This window comes from Streptomyces sp. B6B3 (assembly GCF_039871525.1).
Classification (GTDB): Bacteria; Actinomycetota; Actinomycetes; order Streptomycetales; family Streptomycetaceae; genus Streptomyces.
In genome coordinates, this window is record NZ_JBDPLU010000003.1 from 119,126 (window position 1) to 134,173 (window position 15,048).

Here is a 15,048-nt window from a genome sequence, read left to right on the forward strand (position 1 = left end):
TGAGTGAGAACCGGACGCGTGAGGTGACTGCGGCCTAGGGCCGTCGTCCCACGACACGTGGCGCCGGCGCCGCCGGCCAATCCCATGCAGTCACCCGATCCGCGGGCCGCCGGTAACGTCCGGCCGGCTTCCCGGACGCCCAGCGTCCGGGAACCAAGGCCCGCGGGTCGTTTCTTTTTGTGGTTCTCCGTTGTTGTTTTCTGACGAGCTTCTTTTTCCGGCCGGTGCGCTCGCTTCCTTATCCGCCGCGACACGCACCCCGGCGGGTGACTCGGGCCTCAGGGACAGAGGCGCTCGACCGACCACCGCTCGCCGAGCCGGACGTAGCGCAGCCGGTCGTGCAGCCGATTCTCCCGGCCCTGCCAGAACTCCACCGTCTCCGGCACCACCCGGTATCCGCCCCACTGCGGCGGTGCAGGCACGTCCTCGCCCTCCGGATAGCGCTCGGCCAGCGCCGCGTACATCCGGTCGAGCTCGGCCCGCGAGGCGACCTTGGACGACTGCTCGCTCGACCACGCGCCCAGCTGCGAACCGTGCGGCCTGGTGCGGAAGTATCCGACGGACTCGTCCCTGCCGGTGCGGGACGCGGTGCCGGAGACGATCACCTGCCGGGCGATGCCGTGCCACGGGAAGAGCAGCGAGACGTGCGGGTTGGCCTCGATCTCCTGGCCCTTGCGGGAGCCGTAGTTCGTGAAGAAGACGAAGCCGCGGTCGTCGAAGTGCTTCAGCAGCACCGTGCGCGAGCTGGGGCGGCCCCGCGCGTCCGCGGTCGCCAGGACCATCGCGTTGGGCTCGTGCAACCCGCTGCCGGCGGCCTGCGCGAACCAGTCCTGGAACTGCGCGAACGGGTCGGTGGCGAGCTCCTTCTCGTCCAGGCCCGCGTCGCGGTACCTGGCGCGCATCGCGGCCGGGTCGAGCTGGCCGCCGGGGGTGCCGGGCTCGGTGCGGGACTCGGCACGGGACTCGGCACCGGGATCTGCGCGAGGATCTGGGAGGGGATCGGGACGGGCGTCGTTGTCGGCGTGGGGCACGCGCCATATCTTGCATCACCCCGCTGACAGTGGTGACCCCGGCGGGGTTTTGTCCCACGCTCTGTGCCTGGAAGGCGCCTGCCGGGTGCCTCGCGGACACCCGTGGTTAAGGTGGCGCCCAGAGCCCGCGCCCGTACGAGGAGTCCCCCCATGTCCGAGGCCCACCCCGCGTCCGGCCCGTCCGGCACCGGCCCCGACGCCCCGCCCGCCTTCGTGCCGGGCCTGGAGGGCGTCATCGCGTTCGAGACGGAGATCGCCGAACCGGACCGGGAGGGTGGCGCCCTGCGCTACCGCGGGATCGACATCGAGGACCTGGTCGGCCACGTCTCGTTCGGCCAGGTCTGGGGCCTGCTGGTGGACGGCGCGTTCGACCCCGGGCTGCCGCCGGCCGAACCGTTCCCGCTGCCGGTGCACTCCGGCGACGTCCGGGTCGACGTGCAGTCCGCGTTGGCCATGCTGGCGCCGGCCTGGGGCCTGCGCCCGCTGCTCGACATCGACACGGCCCAGGCCAGGGAGGACCTGGCCCGCGCCGCCGTGATGGCGCTCAGCTACGTGGCGCAGTCCGCCCGCGGGCCCGGCCTGCCGATGGTGCCGCAGCGGGAGATCGACCGGTCGGACAGCGTCGTGGAGCGCTTCATGCGGCGCTGGCGCGGCGAGCCCGACCCGCGGCACGTCGCCGCCGTCGACGCCTACTGGACGTCCGCCGCCGAACACGGCATGAACTCCTCCACCTTCGCCGCCCGGGTGATCGCCTCCACCGGCGCGGACGTGGCCGCCGCGCTGTCCGGCGCGGTCGGCGCCATGTCGGGTCCGCTGCACGGCGGCGCGCCCTCCCGCGTGCTCGGCATGATCGAGGAGGTGGAGCGCACCGGGGACGCGGCCGGATACGTCAGGCGCCGGCTGGACGCGGGCGAGCGGCTGATGGGCTTCGGCCACCGCGTCTACCGCGCCGAGGACCCGCGCGCCCGGGTGCTGCGGCGCACCGCCGAACGGCTGGGCGCGCCGCGCTTCGAGGCCGCCGCGGCGCTGGAACGGGCCGCGCTCGCCGAGCTGCACGCCCGCCGCCCGGACCGGGTGCTGGCCACCAACGTGGAGTTCTGGGCGGCCGTGGTGCTGGACTTCGCCGAGGTGCCGGCCGCCATGTTCACGGCGCTGTTCACCTGTGCGCGCACGGCCGGCTGGTCGGCGCACATCCTGGAACAGAAGCGGACCGGGCGCCTGATCCGCCCCTCCGCGCGCTATGTGGGCCCCGCGGCCCGCGACCCGCACGACCTCGCCGGCTATCCGCAGGGCCGGTAGCGTGGCCGCCGGGGAGGAACCGCTGGCCGGCGGCCTGTCGAACGCCGGCGCCGTGGTGCGCCGGGGCGATGTGGTCGACCGCCCGGCGCCGCCCACCGCGCGTGCCCTGCACGCCCATCTCCGCGCGCTCCGCCGGCAGGGCTTCGACGGCGCGCCCCTCCCGGTCCGGCTGGCCGACGACGGACGCGAACAGCTGAGCTTCGTCGCCGGCGAGGTGCCGATCCCGCCGTTCCCCGACTGGGCCCTGACCGACTCCGCGCTGCACTCCGTGGGCGTCCTGCTGCGGCGGCTGCACGACGTCAGCGCGGCCGTGCCGGTCGATCCGGGCGTCGCGTGGCCGCGGGACCTGGCCGATCCGGAGGGCGGGACGATGCTGTGCCACAACGACGTCTGCCGGGAGAACGTCGTCTTCCGCGCCGGTCGCGCCGCCGCCCTGATCGACTTCGACCTGGCCGCCCCCGGCCGCCCGGTCTGGGACGTCGCCATGGCCGCCCGGTACTGGGTGCCCATGCGCGACCCCGCCTCCGCCGCGTCCGTCCACCCGGCGGGCCTGGACGTGCCGGCCCGGCTGCGGCTGTTCGCCGACGGCTACGGCCTCTCGCCGGAGCAACGCGCCGCGCTGCCCGGCGTCATCGTGCGGGCCCACGACGTCTGCCGCGCCTTCGTCACCGACCGGGTGTCCGCCGGCGACCCCAACTTCACCCAGGCCCTGGCCGACCGCGGCGGCCCGGAGCGCTGGGACCGCCTGCGGACCTGGTTGGTGGCCCAGCACGACACGTTCAGCGCGGCGCTGCTGGGCCGGCCCGGCCGTGAGGAGCCGGGGCAGCACACCGGAAATTGAACGCGCGCGCCGGTGGGATGGCTCCTAGAGTGCGGGGGTGGACTACAGCTACTACCTCGCAGACGTCTTCACCCAGCGACCCTTCGGGGGCAACCAACTCGCCGTCTTCCCCGACGCGCGCGGCCTGTCCACCGCGGACATGCAGGCGCTGACCCGGGAGTTCAACTTCTCCGAGACCACCTTCGTGCTGCCGGCCGAGGACACCCGGCACGACCCGCGCGGCACCCGCCGGGTGCGGATCTTCACGCCCGCCATGGAGTTGCCGTTCGCCGGCCACCCGACGGTGGGCACGGCGGCCGTGCTGGCGACCCGCGAGGGCGTCGGCGACGCGAACGGCGAGCTCGTGCTGGAGGAGGGCGTGGGCCCGGTCGCGGTCCGGGTGGACGGCACGTTCGCCCGGTTCACGGTGACCGCGCCGTACGAGAGCGCGGACCACGAGCCGCCCGCGCCCGAGATCGCCGCGGCGCTCTCGCTGTCCGCCTCCGACCTCGTCGAGTGCTGGTACGGCGGGGTGGCCCTGCGGTACTGCTTCGTGCGGCTGCCGGACGCCGCGACCGTGGACCGGGTGGTGCTCGACCGCGGCGCGTGGTCCGCCGGCGTGGCGGGCGGCTGGTCGCCGCACCTGTACGTCTTCGCGGGCGACGTCCGGGACGGCGGGCGGCTGCACGCGCGGGCGTTCGTGCCCGAGATCGGCGTGGGCGAGGACCCGGCCACCGGCTCCGCCTGCGCGGGTCTGGTCGCCGGTCTGGCGCTGCGCGGAACGGCGGAGCCCGGCGGCACCGCGGAGGAGAAGGGCCAGGACGAGGCGGAGTTCTCGGTGACGGTGCACCAGGGCGTGGCCATGGGTCGGCCGAGCGAGATCGAGGCCACGGCCTACATCCGGGACGGCAGCCTCACCGGCGTGTCCATCGGCGGCCACACGGTCATCCTCGGCGGCGGCACGCTGGATGTGCCTACCAACTCGTAACGATGCTGGTGGGGTTGCCCCCGTTCACCTGACGCGACCCCCTCGGACGCCTACCATGGCTGTGCGTGACGGCACGAGCGGGTTGAGCGACGAGGGGGTCGGGCTCGGTGACACGTCCTGTGGTGCGACGGCTCCCCCCGGAGATCGTCGGCGTCGAGCCGTGCCCCGTCTGCCACCAGCGCCCGGTGAAGCTGCCGGGGTTGAGCCAGCCGTTATGCCTGCACTGCTTCGCGGCCGAACGCCTGACCCACGAACGCCAGGCCGCCACCTCCCCGCGCTACGTCACGGCCAGCATCGCCGGCCCCGACTGCCCCGCCTGCGGCAGCACGGACGTGGACGCCGACGGCGCCCTCTGGTGGTGCGAGTCCTGCGGGGCCTGCACCCGGGTGGCGAGCTGACTCAGGCGGGGCCCGCGACCAGGGGGCGGAGGGCGTCGGCGAGGGCGTCCCCCTCGACGAGCTGGGCGGGCCCGTTGAACGGCACCCCGACCAGTCCTCGGGCAGCCCGGGGCCGGCACCCTCGTAGCGACAGCAGCACGCCGACGCCCAGGCGCCGCAACGGGTCGACGCTCCCCGGCGTTGGTCGAGCGCCATGACCCGCCCCCGCCCCCTCTCCCTGTCCGTGTGCGCGTCCGAATCCGTACCATCCCAGCCGGTCCGGGTCCCCTCCCCGCCCGCGGGGAACGATCAGGGCATGAGCGATGCGGACGATCCCCGCGCCGACGACCCGCCGCCCCCTCCCCATCCGTCCGAACGCGCCTGGCACAACCGCGTCCCGTCCCCCTTCTCCCCCACTCCCCGCGGCACGACCTTCCTCCGGGCCCTCGGCGCCGCGGCGCTGTGGGGTGGCGTGCTGGGCGCGTTCCTCGCCGGCGTGGCGACGCGGCACCCTCCGGAGGAGGCGACGGCGGCCGATCTGGTCGTCCCCGTCGCGGGACCGACCCTGCTGGCCGCGCTGCTCACCTGGGGGATCACCCGCAGGCGCCGCCGCCCGTTCCGGCACCTCGCGCTGATCGCCCTGCCGCTGTTCCTGTGCTTCTCCGTCCTCGTCGACTACGCCCTCGTCCACGTCACCCGGCGGTAGGCCCCTCAGCCGTCGCCGCCCGAGCCGGCGGCGCGCAGCGCCCGGGCCCCGGTGGCCAGCACCTCGTAGGTCGGCGCCAGCGCGTACATCCGGCGGGGCACGAACGCCGCCGCGTCCGGCTCCGGCGGCTCCCGCACCCCGGTGCGGCGCGGCTCCCGGATCCGGTCCACGCGGAAGATCCGCCAGTCCGCGCGGTCGTCGTCGTAGGCCAGCGGGTACCAGCGGGCCCGGGCGGCGACCTCGGGGCGTACGTCGCGCCGGAACTGGCGACCGCCGACCCGGACCAGGTGGCCGGCGTCTACCTGATCGGCGGCCTCGGCTTCCCCACCGAGGCCGACCTGCCCGACCTGACCGACGCGGAGCCGGCCGCCTGGCAGGCGACGATGAACCAGGACTGGATGAGCGGCGTGGACCACCACGCGCTGCTGCGCGCGGCGCCGCGGACGTTCGCCTACGGCTGGCTGGGGGCACCTCCCAGGCCGCCAGGGCCTGGGGGAGACTCGCCGGTCGCGGCGCTGGCCTGGACGGCCCAGACGTTCCACGAGTTCAACACGGCCGACCGCCCGCTGGACCAGGTGCTCGACCGGGACCTGTTCCTGACCAACGTCACCCTCTACTGGCTGACCGGCACCTTCGGCACGTCCTCCTGGCCGATGTACGACAGCGCGGCGGGACTGGCCTGGCCGACCGGCCGGAAGACGGCCCCGACGGGGGTCCTCGACGGCTCCCTCCCCGCCGTCCGCCGCCTCGCCGAACGCCACACCACGATCCTGCACTGGCCCGCCGACAACCACGCCGAGCACCACTTGGTCGCCTTGGAACGCCCGGAGGCCCTGGCGGCGGACCTGGCGGAGGCCCTGGCGGCGTTCTTCACGAAGGTCCGCTGAGCGCCGGCAGGGCGGCGAGCCAGCCGGTCAGGATCTCGTTGAGCTCGTGGCGGCGCTCCTGCTGGATCCAGTGCCCGCAGCCGTCCAGGATCCGCGAGGTGACCAGGCCGGGCAGGGTGCTGGGGTAGGCCTCGATCGCCTGGCCCAGCCAGGTGGTGGGGCCGTCCAGGGTGCCGCCGACGAAGAGCGACGGCTGGGTGAGGGGCCGGCCGTTGAGGTCGGCGAGGTCCGCCCAGTCCCGGTCCATGTTGCGGTAGCGGTTGAGCCCGCCGGTCAGGCCGGTCCGCTCGAACTCCGCGGCGTAGACGTCGAGATCCGCGTCGCCGAGCCAGGCGGGGCGGTCGGCGGGGAACCGGTCGCGCAGCGTTCCGCCGCGGCTCACGAACTCCGGGGCGAGGGCGCCGGACGCGTGCCTGGTGTCGCCGGAGAGGGCCGCGTAGAACCCCGCGAGCCAGCCGCGGACGTCCGGTTCGATCTCGGCCTCGGCCCGGCCCGGCTCCTGGAAGTAGGTGACGTAGAACTCCTCCTCCCCGCCCATGCTCGCGAAGACCTCGCTGGGCCGGGGGCCGCCGGGCGGCGCGTAGGGGACGCTGAGCAGTCCGACCGCGCGGAACACGTCCGGCCTGAGCAGTGCGGAGTGCGCGGCGATGGGCGAACCCCAGTCGTGCCCGACGATCACCGCGGACTCCTCGCCGAGCGCCCGCACCACGGCGACGTTGTCCTCGACCAGGTCGACCATCCGGTACGCGGCCCCGTCCCCCGGTCTTGAGGAACGCCCGTAGCCGCGGACGTCCATCGCGACCGCGCGGTACCCGGCGGCGGCCAGCACCGGCAGCTGATGCCGCCACGAGTACCAGAACTCGGGGAAGCCGTGGACCAGGAGCACGAGAGGACCTGTCCCCTGCTCCACCAGGTGGATTCTGCCGGCGGGCGCCGGGACCAGCCGATGCGTGACGTTCATGACCGGAGTGGACTGCGACATGTCTCGATCATGCGAGAGACACGACGCGCCCGACGAGCGCCGTTGCCAATCCGGCAAAAACCGCTCATGTGCCCGAGTGCCGGAGAACCAGTCCTCACCGCGGGCGGGACAGCAGTCCTCGATCCAGCGCAACGACCACCGCGTGCGTGCGGTCGCTGACGTCGAGCTTCGCGAAGACCCGCAGGAGATGGGTCTTCACCGTCGCCTCCGCGATGCTCAACCGCCTGCCGATGTCCGTGTTGGAGAGGCCGTCGGCCACGCCGTTCAGCACGTCCAGCTCACGCGCCGTCAGCGCCACCTGGGTGGGACGCCGCATGCGGGCCACCAGCCGCGCCGCGACCCGTGGCGCCAGCACGGTCTCGCCCCGGGCCGCGGCCCTGATGGCGTCGACGAGTCTGCTCACGGGTGGTGTCCTTGAGCAGATACCCCAGGGCACCGGCCTCGACGGCGCGTTCGATCTCCTCGTCGGTGTCGTAGGTGGTGAGGATCAACACCCGGGTCCCGCTCCGGCCGCCGGCGATCTCGGCGGTGGCGGCGACCCCGTCGAGCACGGGCATCCGCAGATCGACGAGTGCCACGTCGGGCGCGAGGCGTTCGACAAGCTCCACGGCCTCCCGGCCGTTGCCCGCCTCGCCGACGACGTCGATGGCGGGCTCCGCGGCCAGCAGGGCGATCACCCCCGCCCGCATGACGGTGTGATCGTCCACCACGATGACGCGGATTCTGGTGTCTGCCATGTCACACCTGATCGGTCGTGGGGATCATCGCGAGGACGCGGGTGCCCTCGCCGGGGGAGCTGGTGACGGTGAGCTCGCCGCCGAGCTCGGCCAGGCGTTTGCGCATGCCGTCGAGGCCGAAACCACGGGAGTCCTCGATCAGGAAGCCACGGCCGTCGTCGGTGATCTCGAGTTCGAAGCCGTGGGGGTACCGGGCGAGGACGATGCCCACGGTGGAGGCCTCGGCGTGCTTGCGCACGTTGGCGAGGGACTCCTGGGTGCAGCGCAGCAGGGCGATCCGGGTCTGCTGGTCGCAGGCCACGTCCGGCAGGTCCGCGCTGACGGCGAGGCCGGTGTCCTCGGCGAACCGGTCCAGGGTGCGGCGCAGCGCCGGGACGACCTGGCCGAGGCCGACGCCGCTGCGCGGGGCACCCGAGCTGACCAGGACGCGCGCCTCGGCGAGGTTGTCGCGGGCGGTGCGCTCGATCGAGAGCAGTTGTTCGGCGCTCCTGCGTGGATCGGCGCGCAGGCCGGTGCGGGCCGCCTCCGCCAGCACCACGATGGAGGCGAAGCCCTGCGCGAGGGTGTCGTGGATCTCCCGCGCGAGCCGTTCGCGCTCGTCCGTGGCGCCCTGGCGTCGGTGAGCCTCGGCCAGCCGCTCGGCGGTGAGTTCCTTCACCCGCCGGGCCAGGCTCTTCAGGGCGGTCAGGACGGCGAGGTGGACCCGGTCACCGGTGGGTCGTAGTCGGGCGAGGGCGTCGGTGCGGGCCTGGCCGGTGAGGCGGCGGTAGGTGGCGCGAATAGCGTCGGGCGCGCTGATGAGGAGGTGCCCGATCTGGTTCAGCGCGGCGGTGCGGGCCTTGACGCAGGAGCGGGCGGCGTTGTGTAGGGCCCGTATCCCGGCGACCGAGTCGGTCTTGGGCGCGCTGGAGGCGCGTCCGGACAGGGCGGCGCGTGCGGCCGCGTAGGCGTCGATGGGATCGGACTTGCCGGCCCTGCGGCGTTCGGCCCGGTCGGGCCGGTTGACCTCCACGACGTGCAGGTCCCGCGCGCGGGCGGTGCGGGTGAAGCCGGCCCCGTAGGAGGAGGTGCCTTCCACACCGATCGCGATCACGTGTCCGTGTGCGGTCAGGAAGGCCACGGCCGCGGCATACCCGGCCGCGGTGGTGTCGAACTCGGCGTCCGCGAGGTGGCCGCCGTTGTCGCTGATGACAGCGACGTGAAGCGTGTCGGCATGGGAGTCCACCCCTGCGACAACCCGCGCTTCGGCTGTTCCCTGTGCGACCACTGCTGCCATGCTGGTGACGCCTTCCTAGCCGGAGGTGGGCGTCGGTCGGGCGGCGCAGACAGGACATTGAGGGGGCTTCTGACCAAGCTCCTATCAGGTCATGTTCCGCCCGGCCGAAGCCGTGAGAACAAGCCCCGACGGCCGGACAGAACAAGCCGCAGACAGCCCAGCAGGGCGTCAGTCAGTGGGAGAGCCACGACCACCGGAACCCGCGTACGAGTATCAATGTCAGTGGTGTCTGTTTGACTCGGTGGTATGAGTGAACGAGACGTACTGGTGCTGGGGGCGACGGGCTCGACCGGACGGCGCGTCGCCGGGATGCTCAGGGACGCGGGTGTGTCGGTGCGGCACGCGTCGCGGCGCGGGTCCTTCCGGTTCGACTGGACGGTTCGGGACACGTGGGAGCCGGCGACCGCCGGGGCCGACGCGATGTATCTGATGGCGCCGCACGAGTTGCCCGTCGATCCCGAGTTCGTCCGCCGCGCGGTCGAGCAGGGGGTGCGGCGGATCGTGCTGCTGTCCAGTCGGGGCATCGAGGTCATGGGCGACGAGCGGCTGCTGGCGGCCGAGCGGACGGTCCGCGACTCCGGGGTCGAGTGGACGATCGTGCGTCCTGACTGGTTCGACCAGAACTTCGACGAGGGCTTCTTCCAGCCGGCCGTCATGTCCGGCGAGTTGGCCCTGCCGCTGGGGGACGCGCGCATGGCGTTCGTGGACGCCGACGACATCGCGGCGGTGGCGGCGACGGCGCTGACCGAGGACGGGCACGCCGGCCGGAGCTACGAGGTCACGGGGCCGCGCGCGCTGTCGTTCGAGGAGGCGCTGGCGGTCATCACCCGCGAGTCGGGCCGGCCCGTGCGCTATCGCGGAGGCGACGCGGACTATCGGGCCGCCCAGTCGTCGTTCGGCATACCGCGGGACCAGACGGAGGCGGAGCTGGCGGCGTTCACCGCGCTCCGGGAGGCCGGCGACGGCGAGCCCACGGACACCGTGCGCGAGGTGACCGGCCGGCCGCCCGTCCCCTTCGAGACGTACGCCGCCCGCGCGGCGGCCCACGGCGCCTGGCGGGAGTGAGCCGGCTCGGTCATTGTGGGTGCCGGCGTAGCAGGGTCCGCAGCATCTGCCTTGCCGGCTGCACGACGGTGGTGAGGGCGATGGCGCCCACTGCTGCGGCGAGCACGGACACCAGGAAGAGTCCCGGGTGCGGCTCCGTCCACAAGGCGCCTGCCGCGAACGCGACACCGACCGGCAGGCCGATGACGGTCAGCAGACCGAGCGCCGCGTTGACGCTGCGGTTGGTCAGTGCGTCGACGAGGCGACCGGCATCAGCCAACTCGCTGATGATGTTCTCCAACAACGTCGGCAAGGCATGCTGTGCCTGGAACTGCCGAAGCAGTTCATTGCCCTTGCCGTGCACGGTGATATGGCTGAACCACAGGCGTCTGCGGACATGCATGAGCCTGTATTCCAGCCCGGCCAGTACCTCTGGGTCGAACTGCTCGGCTTGTACGCCGGCCACGTTGTTCGCCACGTCGTTCAGCGCGTACAGCTGCATGCACCCGACGAGCAACGCATCAAGGTAGATGCTGTGCACGTAGACCTCGGCCGAGGAGTGGAACTCCCTCTCCTCTCCCGAGTCGGGAGATGTGCCCACGAAGGCCATGCCGTCCCTGAGCACGAGAGCTTTCCAGTCGGCGGAGAACAGCACTGCTCCCGAGCGGACAGACGCGTCCTCCGGGTCAGGGGCGAAGCGCGCCTCTGTGCTGGCGGAGGCCAGCAACCAGAGCCACTGGTCCGCCGGAGACCAGTCTCCATAGTGGTCCGACATCACCCGATCGGGGGCGTCGGTAAAGGTCACGTGGGCCACTGTCCTTGCCCGTGAGTCACCGGGCGTCAACTGCACGCCGTTGGGGAGCAACTCCTCAAGCTTCCTTCGGCAGTCGCTCTCCTCGGCAGTCGCAGTACTCAGCCGCGCGAGATCCTCCAGCACGACCACCGGATCGCGCCGGGGATCCGTCGGATCGGTCAGCTCCACGTGCAGGACGGCGAGTCCCAGTTCACCGCCCACCAGGGGCATGCGCAGGACCTCGATGCCTTGGACGCCCGCCCCGGCGAGCCGCTCCCGGGGCTCGAACAGCCTGAACCAGCGAACGGGCGCCTCAGCGGAGCCGTACAACGCTTCCCGCAGTCGGGGTTCGAAGTAGGTGAGTCGAAGTTGGTGGTCGGCTGCCTCAGACCGTGTAGGCACCCGCAGCGGCAGCGCGCCTGACCGCCAGCATGGGTCTGTCCCCAGCCGGACCTCGTAGATCACGCAGCCGGTACTCCGTCGCAGCATGCACCCTCTTCTCCTCAAGCCCGTTCATCGACGCGCATCGAACGAACTCGCGGACGGTGTGGACTCCCACAGGTCGACCAGCTCTCGTGCGACGCTCTCCTCTCCGGCCACGAGAAGCGGGGAGTTCCACGAGAACGGATGACCTCCTCGCCCCAGGATTGTTCCCTCCCTCTTCCGGACCAGAGCGAGGCCTGCCGCCACGTCCCACGGCTTCGGACTCACACACACGCACGCGTCCAGCCATCCCTCGGCAACACCGGCTAGATCCAGGCTCATGGCCCCGCGAATCCTGAGCCGCCGAGTCCTCTCGTGCAGGGCCCTCAGAAACGCCCCCACACTGACGGGCCCACCAGAACTCCCCGAAATCCCGACCGTCGCCTTGGACAGATCTCGTGCCCTGGATGGCGCAGAAGCATGAGCGGTCTCCGGGCCGACGCTCCAACGTAAGCCGAGCGCGGGCGCGTGGATCACGCCCAGGACAGATTCGTTCTCGGCGGCCAGCGCCAACGAGACGGCGTAGAACGGATCTCCGTTCGCGTAGTTCGCCGTGCCGTCGATGGGGTCCAACAGCCAGTGGCGTGACGCCGTCGAGACGCCGTCGGACGAGGCCGATTCCTCACCCATGACCGGAATATCCGGAGTCCGGTCGTGGAGAGCTCGCGACACCCGGCGCTCGACTTCGACGTCTGCGTCTGTGACCTCCTCACCAGACGGCTTGAGCCGTTGTCTCGACCATTCGGATCCCGCTTGTCCGAGCCATTCGGCCACCGGCTCGACCGCCTGTTCTGCGACGGCGAGAAGTTCGTCGTCCGTCAGGCTCACGACGGATCCAGATGCCACAGCGCGAGAGTCTCCGAATGAGCTCCCTGCTCCCCCATGGTGTAGAAGCTCAGACGATCGAAGGTCCACGTCTGCGGTACTGATGTCCGATCGGGGGCCGAACGAACGATCTCGCGCGCTACTTCATCCTCCGCGCGTCCCAGCGTGATGTGTGGGGCGTACGCGTCACCGGTGTACCGATACCCGTAGCGCGCATAGCTGGCCTGCTCGCTGTCAGTGAAAGCCGACGTGTCCTTAGACGAGTCGAACGCCTCGCGGTCCAGTAGGGGATCCAGGATCGCCAGCGTTGCCTGCTGCAGTTTTTCCAGCAAGGGCGGGCGTTCCAGTGACAGGAACACCCATCCCGTCGCCTGGTACACGATCCCGGCGAAGCGAAGACGAACGCTCGGTGGCAGGTCCACCGAAGCACTGATGCGATCCAGTTCCTGCCGGGGATCCAGCGAATCCACGAACGGCCCCTGGAAGACGGTGACGTGCGGCAGGTTACCGTCCACGGACAGCGCGGGCCGCAATCCGTCGGGGCCACGCACCTCGTTCTGCACCCGCAGCGCCGAGCGCAGGTCGTCGTCACAGGGGAGCAGCGCTACGCCAAGCCACCTCGTCATGGATGTCCTCCTACCTTCATAATCACTCGCAGTGCGGCGTCGAGTCCTCTGCTCATGCAGGTCACGGGGGCTTCCCCACTCAACCAGGCAGCGAGTACTCCGGCGTCGAAGGCGTCTCCACCACCCGTGCGGTCCACGGGTTCCTCGGGAACCGTCGAGGCCCGAAAAAGGTCGCCGGAACGAGCGGCCCAAAGGGCCCCCTCGCTGCCCACGGTCACGATCACGTCGGCTGAGAGACGTCGGGCCAGGCGCAGCGCCGTGCCCGCTGTGTCACCGGGCACCGCATCCGGCAGCCGGTCTGCCTCGTCCGCGTTCATGAAGTTCAGGGAATCCCTCGGAGCGAGGGACGACATGTCACGGCCGTTCCACTCAACGGAGACCGACCGCTGTGTCTCACCGGCGAGAGCCACCAGCCGGGAGAGCGCGGGCGAAGGCTCACCCACCACGTGCAGATGATCAGCCTCCCGCACGTGCCTCTCCTGGACAGCGTCGAAAGCGAGATTCCGGTCGGCCCCGGCGAAGGTCATCATTCTCTTGCCCTTACCGGCCGACAAGACGATGGCCATGCTGGTACGAGCATGTCGGTCCACCTTCATCAACGTCGTTCTCACGCCGCCGGCTCGCAGAGAGTCCAGACAGACCGTCCCCAGGGCGTCGTCGCCCACCGTCGAGACGAGCCAGACAGCACAGCCCTGATGAGCGAGGCCCATGGCGGTGTTGGCCGCCGAGCCTCCGGGCTCCGCCGAATACTCTCCCCCGCGGAGCTTCTCGTGATCTCGCGGCAGCCTTTCCGACCGAACGATGATGTCGAAGTTCGTCCCGCCCACGACGAGGACACGGCGGTGAGGTTTCCCAGCCGTCATGCGGGCTCCCCCAGCCGGTAGCTCTCGAAGAGGACGTGACGCACCAATCGCTCACGGCTCTCCGCGCTGCTCTGTAGAGGGAAGGAGGCGTGTGTGACAAGGTCTCGGACCAGAAGCTGGAACCGGGACTCGTCGGAACCAAGGCCGTGGAAGCACCGCATCAGCTCACGGTGAAGGTCCTGCGCCTCAATCTCCAGTTCCCGCAGCCAGTCCCGGTGGGCAATGAGCACGTTGGACGCAGCCATGCGGAGCCGCTTCTGTGTCGCTGGCGGAAGCATTTCGGAGTTCAGCAGTTCGAAGTACCCGTCATCGTCGCGGGCGTGCATGCGCAGGTTCTGGCCGCCAACCGCCAGTACATCCTGGTTCAGGTGGAACAGTTCCAGGCCGAGATGGTGCGGAACGTCCAGGACCCGTACGCCCAGGTCTCGCAGACCTGCCTCGTCGGTCGACAGCGCCGCCAGCACGTTACCGAACATGTCGCTGTGCTTGGGCACAGCGATCTGGGCTCCTGCTGGCTTCGCCAGGAACTCGGGGCCGGTCACGTTTCCCCACCGCCCGCGTCGGGCGGCGAGAAGGAAGAAATTACGTCCGCCCATCGAGTAGCCTACCCTGCCGATGTTGACGACGGAGGATCTGATGGTTTCGTCCGTCTCCATCAGGCGCCGCACACGCTGTTCGTTGTAAATGGCGAGATCGAGAAGTCGTCGGGAGACGTCGTGGACGAGATTGTCCGACCAGGGAAGTTGGACGTGCGTGACCCGGTGGTTGTGCCGTGCCAATAAGTGGTCCAGTTCGCAGCCCAGGAGCACCGCCTTCACGACGATCAGCGTGGAATCCGCGAGGCGTGTCGTTCGTGTCCGGAGTGGCGTGTCGACGAGTTCGCGTCTGGCGGTGTCCTCGGCCTGTGACTTGCTCACCTCTCCGTACCACACTGCCAGCCGCGTCAGTGCGTTGAGGCACGGCCGCACGTCTTCGGCGGAGATCTCTTCCCCCCGCGCTTTCTGCGCGTGGCTGCCGTAGTTGCCATAGTTCTGGATTGTCCGGACCGCGAGCACCAGCTTGGGCGGCAACACTCCCTGCGCACCCAGCACGGTGAGAAGCGCTTCCAGAGTCGGCTTCGATCCGATGGTTTCGCGCATGGCTACGTCGAGAAGCATCGCTTCGGCTGCCCTTCGTGCGGTGCTGAGGAAGACCTCGGGATCCGCCTCCGCGTAACGGAGCGCCTTCCGGTAGAGCCGGAGCGACTCGCCCCCGCCAGCCGTCACGTCACACCACCCAACCCCCTCAAGCCTGGCGTGACCTTAGCAAGCC

General features: G+C 71.1%; 16 protein-coding genes and 2 pseudogenes. 7 read left to right on the forward strand and 11 right to left on the reverse strand.

Annotation, left to right across the window (positions count from 1 at the left end):
- Window positions 1-278: 278 nt before the first annotated feature.
- On the reverse strand, window positions 279-902 hold the full coding sequence (gene pdxH, locus ABGB06_RS08190; RefSeq protein ID WP_347587513.1) for a pyridoxamine 5'-phosphate oxidase: 624 nt from the start codon (window positions 900-902) through the stop codon (window positions 279-281).
- 279 nt (window positions 903-1,181) lie between these two features.
- Here pdxH and ABGB06_RS08195 point away from each other — a divergent pair, with 279 nt between their 5' ends.
- The 4 genes from ABGB06_RS08195 (at window position 1,182) to ABGB06_RS08210 (ending at window position 4,536) form a co-directional block, all read left to right on the forward strand.
- Entirely contained in the window at window positions 1,182-2,330 is a 1,149-nt protein-coding gene (locus tag ABGB06_RS08195; RefSeq protein ID WP_347586822.1) for a citrate synthase 2, read from the forward strand.
- 1 nt (window position 2,331) lies between these two features.
- Window positions 2,332-3,171: a phosphotransferase gene (locus tag ABGB06_RS08200; RefSeq protein ID WP_347586824.1), complete on the forward strand. Its 840-nt coding sequence runs from the start codon at window positions 2,332-2,334 to the stop codon at window positions 3,169-3,171.
- A gap of 37 nt (window positions 3,172-3,208) precedes the next feature.
- Window positions 3,209-4,138 carry a PhzF family phenazine biosynthesis protein gene (locus tag ABGB06_RS08205; RefSeq protein WP_347586826.1) on the forward strand — a complete coding sequence of 310 codons (930 nt, stop codon included), beginning with the start codon at window positions 3,209-3,211 and terminating at the stop codon, window positions 4,136-4,138.
- 122 nt (window positions 4,139-4,260) lie between these two features.
- Window positions 4,261-4,536 (forward strand): hypothetical protein, encoded by a 276-nt coding sequence (locus tag ABGB06_RS08210; RefSeq protein ID WP_347586828.1) that lies wholly within the window; start codon window positions 4,261-4,263, stop codon window positions 4,534-4,536.
- 1 nt (window position 4,537) lies between these two features.
- Here ABGB06_RS08210 and ABGB06_RS08215 read toward each other — a convergent pair whose 3' ends face one another.
- On the reverse strand, window positions 4,538-4,696 hold the full coding sequence (locus tag ABGB06_RS08215) for a hypothetical protein (protein ID WP_347586830.1): 159 nt from the start codon (window positions 4,694-4,696) through the stop codon (window positions 4,538-4,540).
- Between the two features lie 135 nt (window positions 4,697-4,831).
- Here ABGB06_RS08215 and ABGB06_RS08220 point away from each other — a divergent pair, with 135 nt between their 5' ends.
- Window positions 4,832-5,221: a hypothetical protein gene (locus tag ABGB06_RS08220; protein ID WP_347586832.1), complete on the forward strand. Its 390-nt coding sequence runs from the start codon at window positions 4,832-4,834 to the stop codon at window positions 5,219-5,221.
- Between the two features lie 98 nt (window positions 5,222-5,319).
- On the opposite strand, the pseudogene ABGB06_RS08225 reads toward ABGB06_RS08220, so the two are convergent.
- Window positions 5,320-5,460: pseudogene (locus ABGB06_RS08225) on the reverse strand (WYL domain-containing protein); the annotation flags it as partial.
- A 48-nt stretch (window positions 5,461-5,508) separates the two neighbouring features.
- Between ABGB06_RS08225 and ABGB06_RS08230 the strand changes: the two are divergent.
- On the forward strand, window positions 5,509-6,108 hold the full coding sequence (locus ABGB06_RS08230) for a hypothetical protein (RefSeq protein WP_347587560.1): 600 nt from the start codon (window positions 5,509-5,511) through the stop codon (window positions 6,106-6,108).
- On the opposite strand, the gene ABGB06_RS08235 is transcribed toward ABGB06_RS08230, so the two are convergent.
- From ABGB06_RS08235 to ABGB06_RS08245, 3 genes and pseudogenes are all read right to left on the reverse strand, one after another.
- Window positions 6,092-7,069 (reverse strand): alpha/beta hydrolase, encoded by a 978-nt coding sequence (locus ABGB06_RS08235; protein ID WP_347586834.1) that lies wholly within the window; start codon window positions 7,067-7,069, stop codon window positions 6,092-6,094. The two genes, ABGB06_RS08230 and ABGB06_RS08235, sit on opposite strands and share 17 nt — an antisense overlap.
- Before the next feature lie 115 nt (window positions 7,070-7,184).
- Window positions 7,185-7,827, reverse strand: a pseudogene (locus ABGB06_RS08240) (response regulator transcription factor).
- A 1-nt stretch (window position 7,828) separates the two neighbouring features.
- A complete protein-coding gene (locus ABGB06_RS08245; protein WP_347586836.1) occupies window positions 7,829-9,052 on the reverse strand; it encodes a transposase in 1,224 nt (407 codons plus the stop codon).
- 297 nt (window positions 9,053-9,349) lie between these two features.
- Here ABGB06_RS08245 and ABGB06_RS08250 point away from each other — a divergent pair, with 297 nt between their 5' ends.
- Entirely contained in the window at window positions 9,350-10,168 is an 819-nt protein-coding gene (locus ABGB06_RS08250; RefSeq protein WP_347586838.1) for an NAD(P)H-binding protein, read from the forward strand.
- Window positions 10,169-10,178: 10 nt separating this feature from the next.
- Here ABGB06_RS08250 and ABGB06_RS08255 read toward each other — a convergent pair whose 3' ends face one another.
- Genes ABGB06_RS08255 through ABGB06_RS08275 form a run of 5 tightly spaced genes read right to left on the reverse strand, consistent with a single transcriptional unit; the run spans window position 10,179 to window position 15,002 of the window.
- Window positions 10,179-11,405: a hypothetical protein gene (locus tag ABGB06_RS08255; RefSeq protein WP_347586840.1), complete on the reverse strand. Its 1,227-nt coding sequence runs from the start codon at window positions 11,403-11,405 to the stop codon at window positions 10,179-10,181.
- Between the two features lie 48 nt (window positions 11,406-11,453).
- Entirely contained in the window at window positions 11,454-12,251 is a 798-nt protein-coding gene (locus ABGB06_RS08260; RefSeq protein ID WP_347586841.1) for an inositol monophosphatase family protein, read from the reverse strand.
- Window positions 12,248-12,874, reverse strand: coding sequence for a 2'-5' RNA ligase family protein (locus ABGB06_RS08265; protein WP_347586843.1), 627 nt, complete (start codon window positions 12,872-12,874; stop codon window positions 12,248-12,250). The genes ABGB06_RS08260 and ABGB06_RS08265 overlap by 4 nt, the downstream gene beginning before the upstream one ends.
- Window positions 12,871-13,737, reverse strand: a complete 867-nt coding sequence (locus tag ABGB06_RS08270; protein WP_347586845.1) for a carbohydrate kinase family protein — start codon at window positions 13,735-13,737, stop codon at window positions 12,871-12,873. The genes ABGB06_RS08265 and ABGB06_RS08270 overlap by 4 nt, the downstream gene beginning before the upstream one ends.
- The gene (locus ABGB06_RS08275) at window positions 13,734-15,002 is read right to left on the reverse strand and encodes a DUF4145 domain-containing protein (protein ID WP_347586847.1); all 1,269 of its coding nucleotides are present in this window, start codon (window positions 15,000-15,002) and stop codon (window positions 13,734-13,736) included. Before ABGB06_RS08275 ends, ABGB06_RS08270 begins: the two co-directional genes overlap by 4 nt.
- Between the last annotated feature and the right edge of the window lie 46 nt (window positions 15,003-15,048).

What these genes read in the sequence shown, in the direction of transcription:
- pdxH (WP_347587513.1), bottom strand. Translation starts at nt 902, where the DNA reads ATGCGCGCCAGGTACCGCGACGCGGGCCTGGACGAGAAGGAGCTCGCC.
- ABGB06_RS08195 (WP_347586822.1), top strand. Translation starts at nt 1,182, where the DNA reads ATGTCCGAGGCCCACCCCGCGTCCGGCCCGTCCGGCACCGGCCCCGAC.
- ABGB06_RS08270 (WP_347586845.1), bottom strand. Translation starts at nt 13,737, where the DNA reads ATGACGGCTGGGAAACCTCACCGCCGTGTCCTCGTCGTGGGCGGGACG.
- ABGB06_RS08235 (WP_347586834.1), bottom strand. Translation starts at nt 7,069, where the DNA reads ATGAACGTCACGCATCGGCTGGTCCCGGCGCCCGCCGGCAGAATCCAC.
- ABGB06_RS08265 (WP_347586843.1), bottom strand. Translation starts at nt 12,874, where the DNA reads ATGACGAGGTGGCTTGGCGTAGCGCTGCTCCCCTGTGACGACGACCTG.
- ABGB06_RS08250 (WP_347586838.1), top strand. Translation starts at nt 9,350, where the DNA reads ATGAGTGAACGAGACGTACTGGTGCTGGGGGCGACGGGCTCGACCGGA.
- ABGB06_RS08220 (WP_347586832.1), top strand. Translation starts at nt 4,832, where the DNA reads ATGAGCGATGCGGACGATCCCCGCGCCGACGACCCGCCGCCCCCTCCC.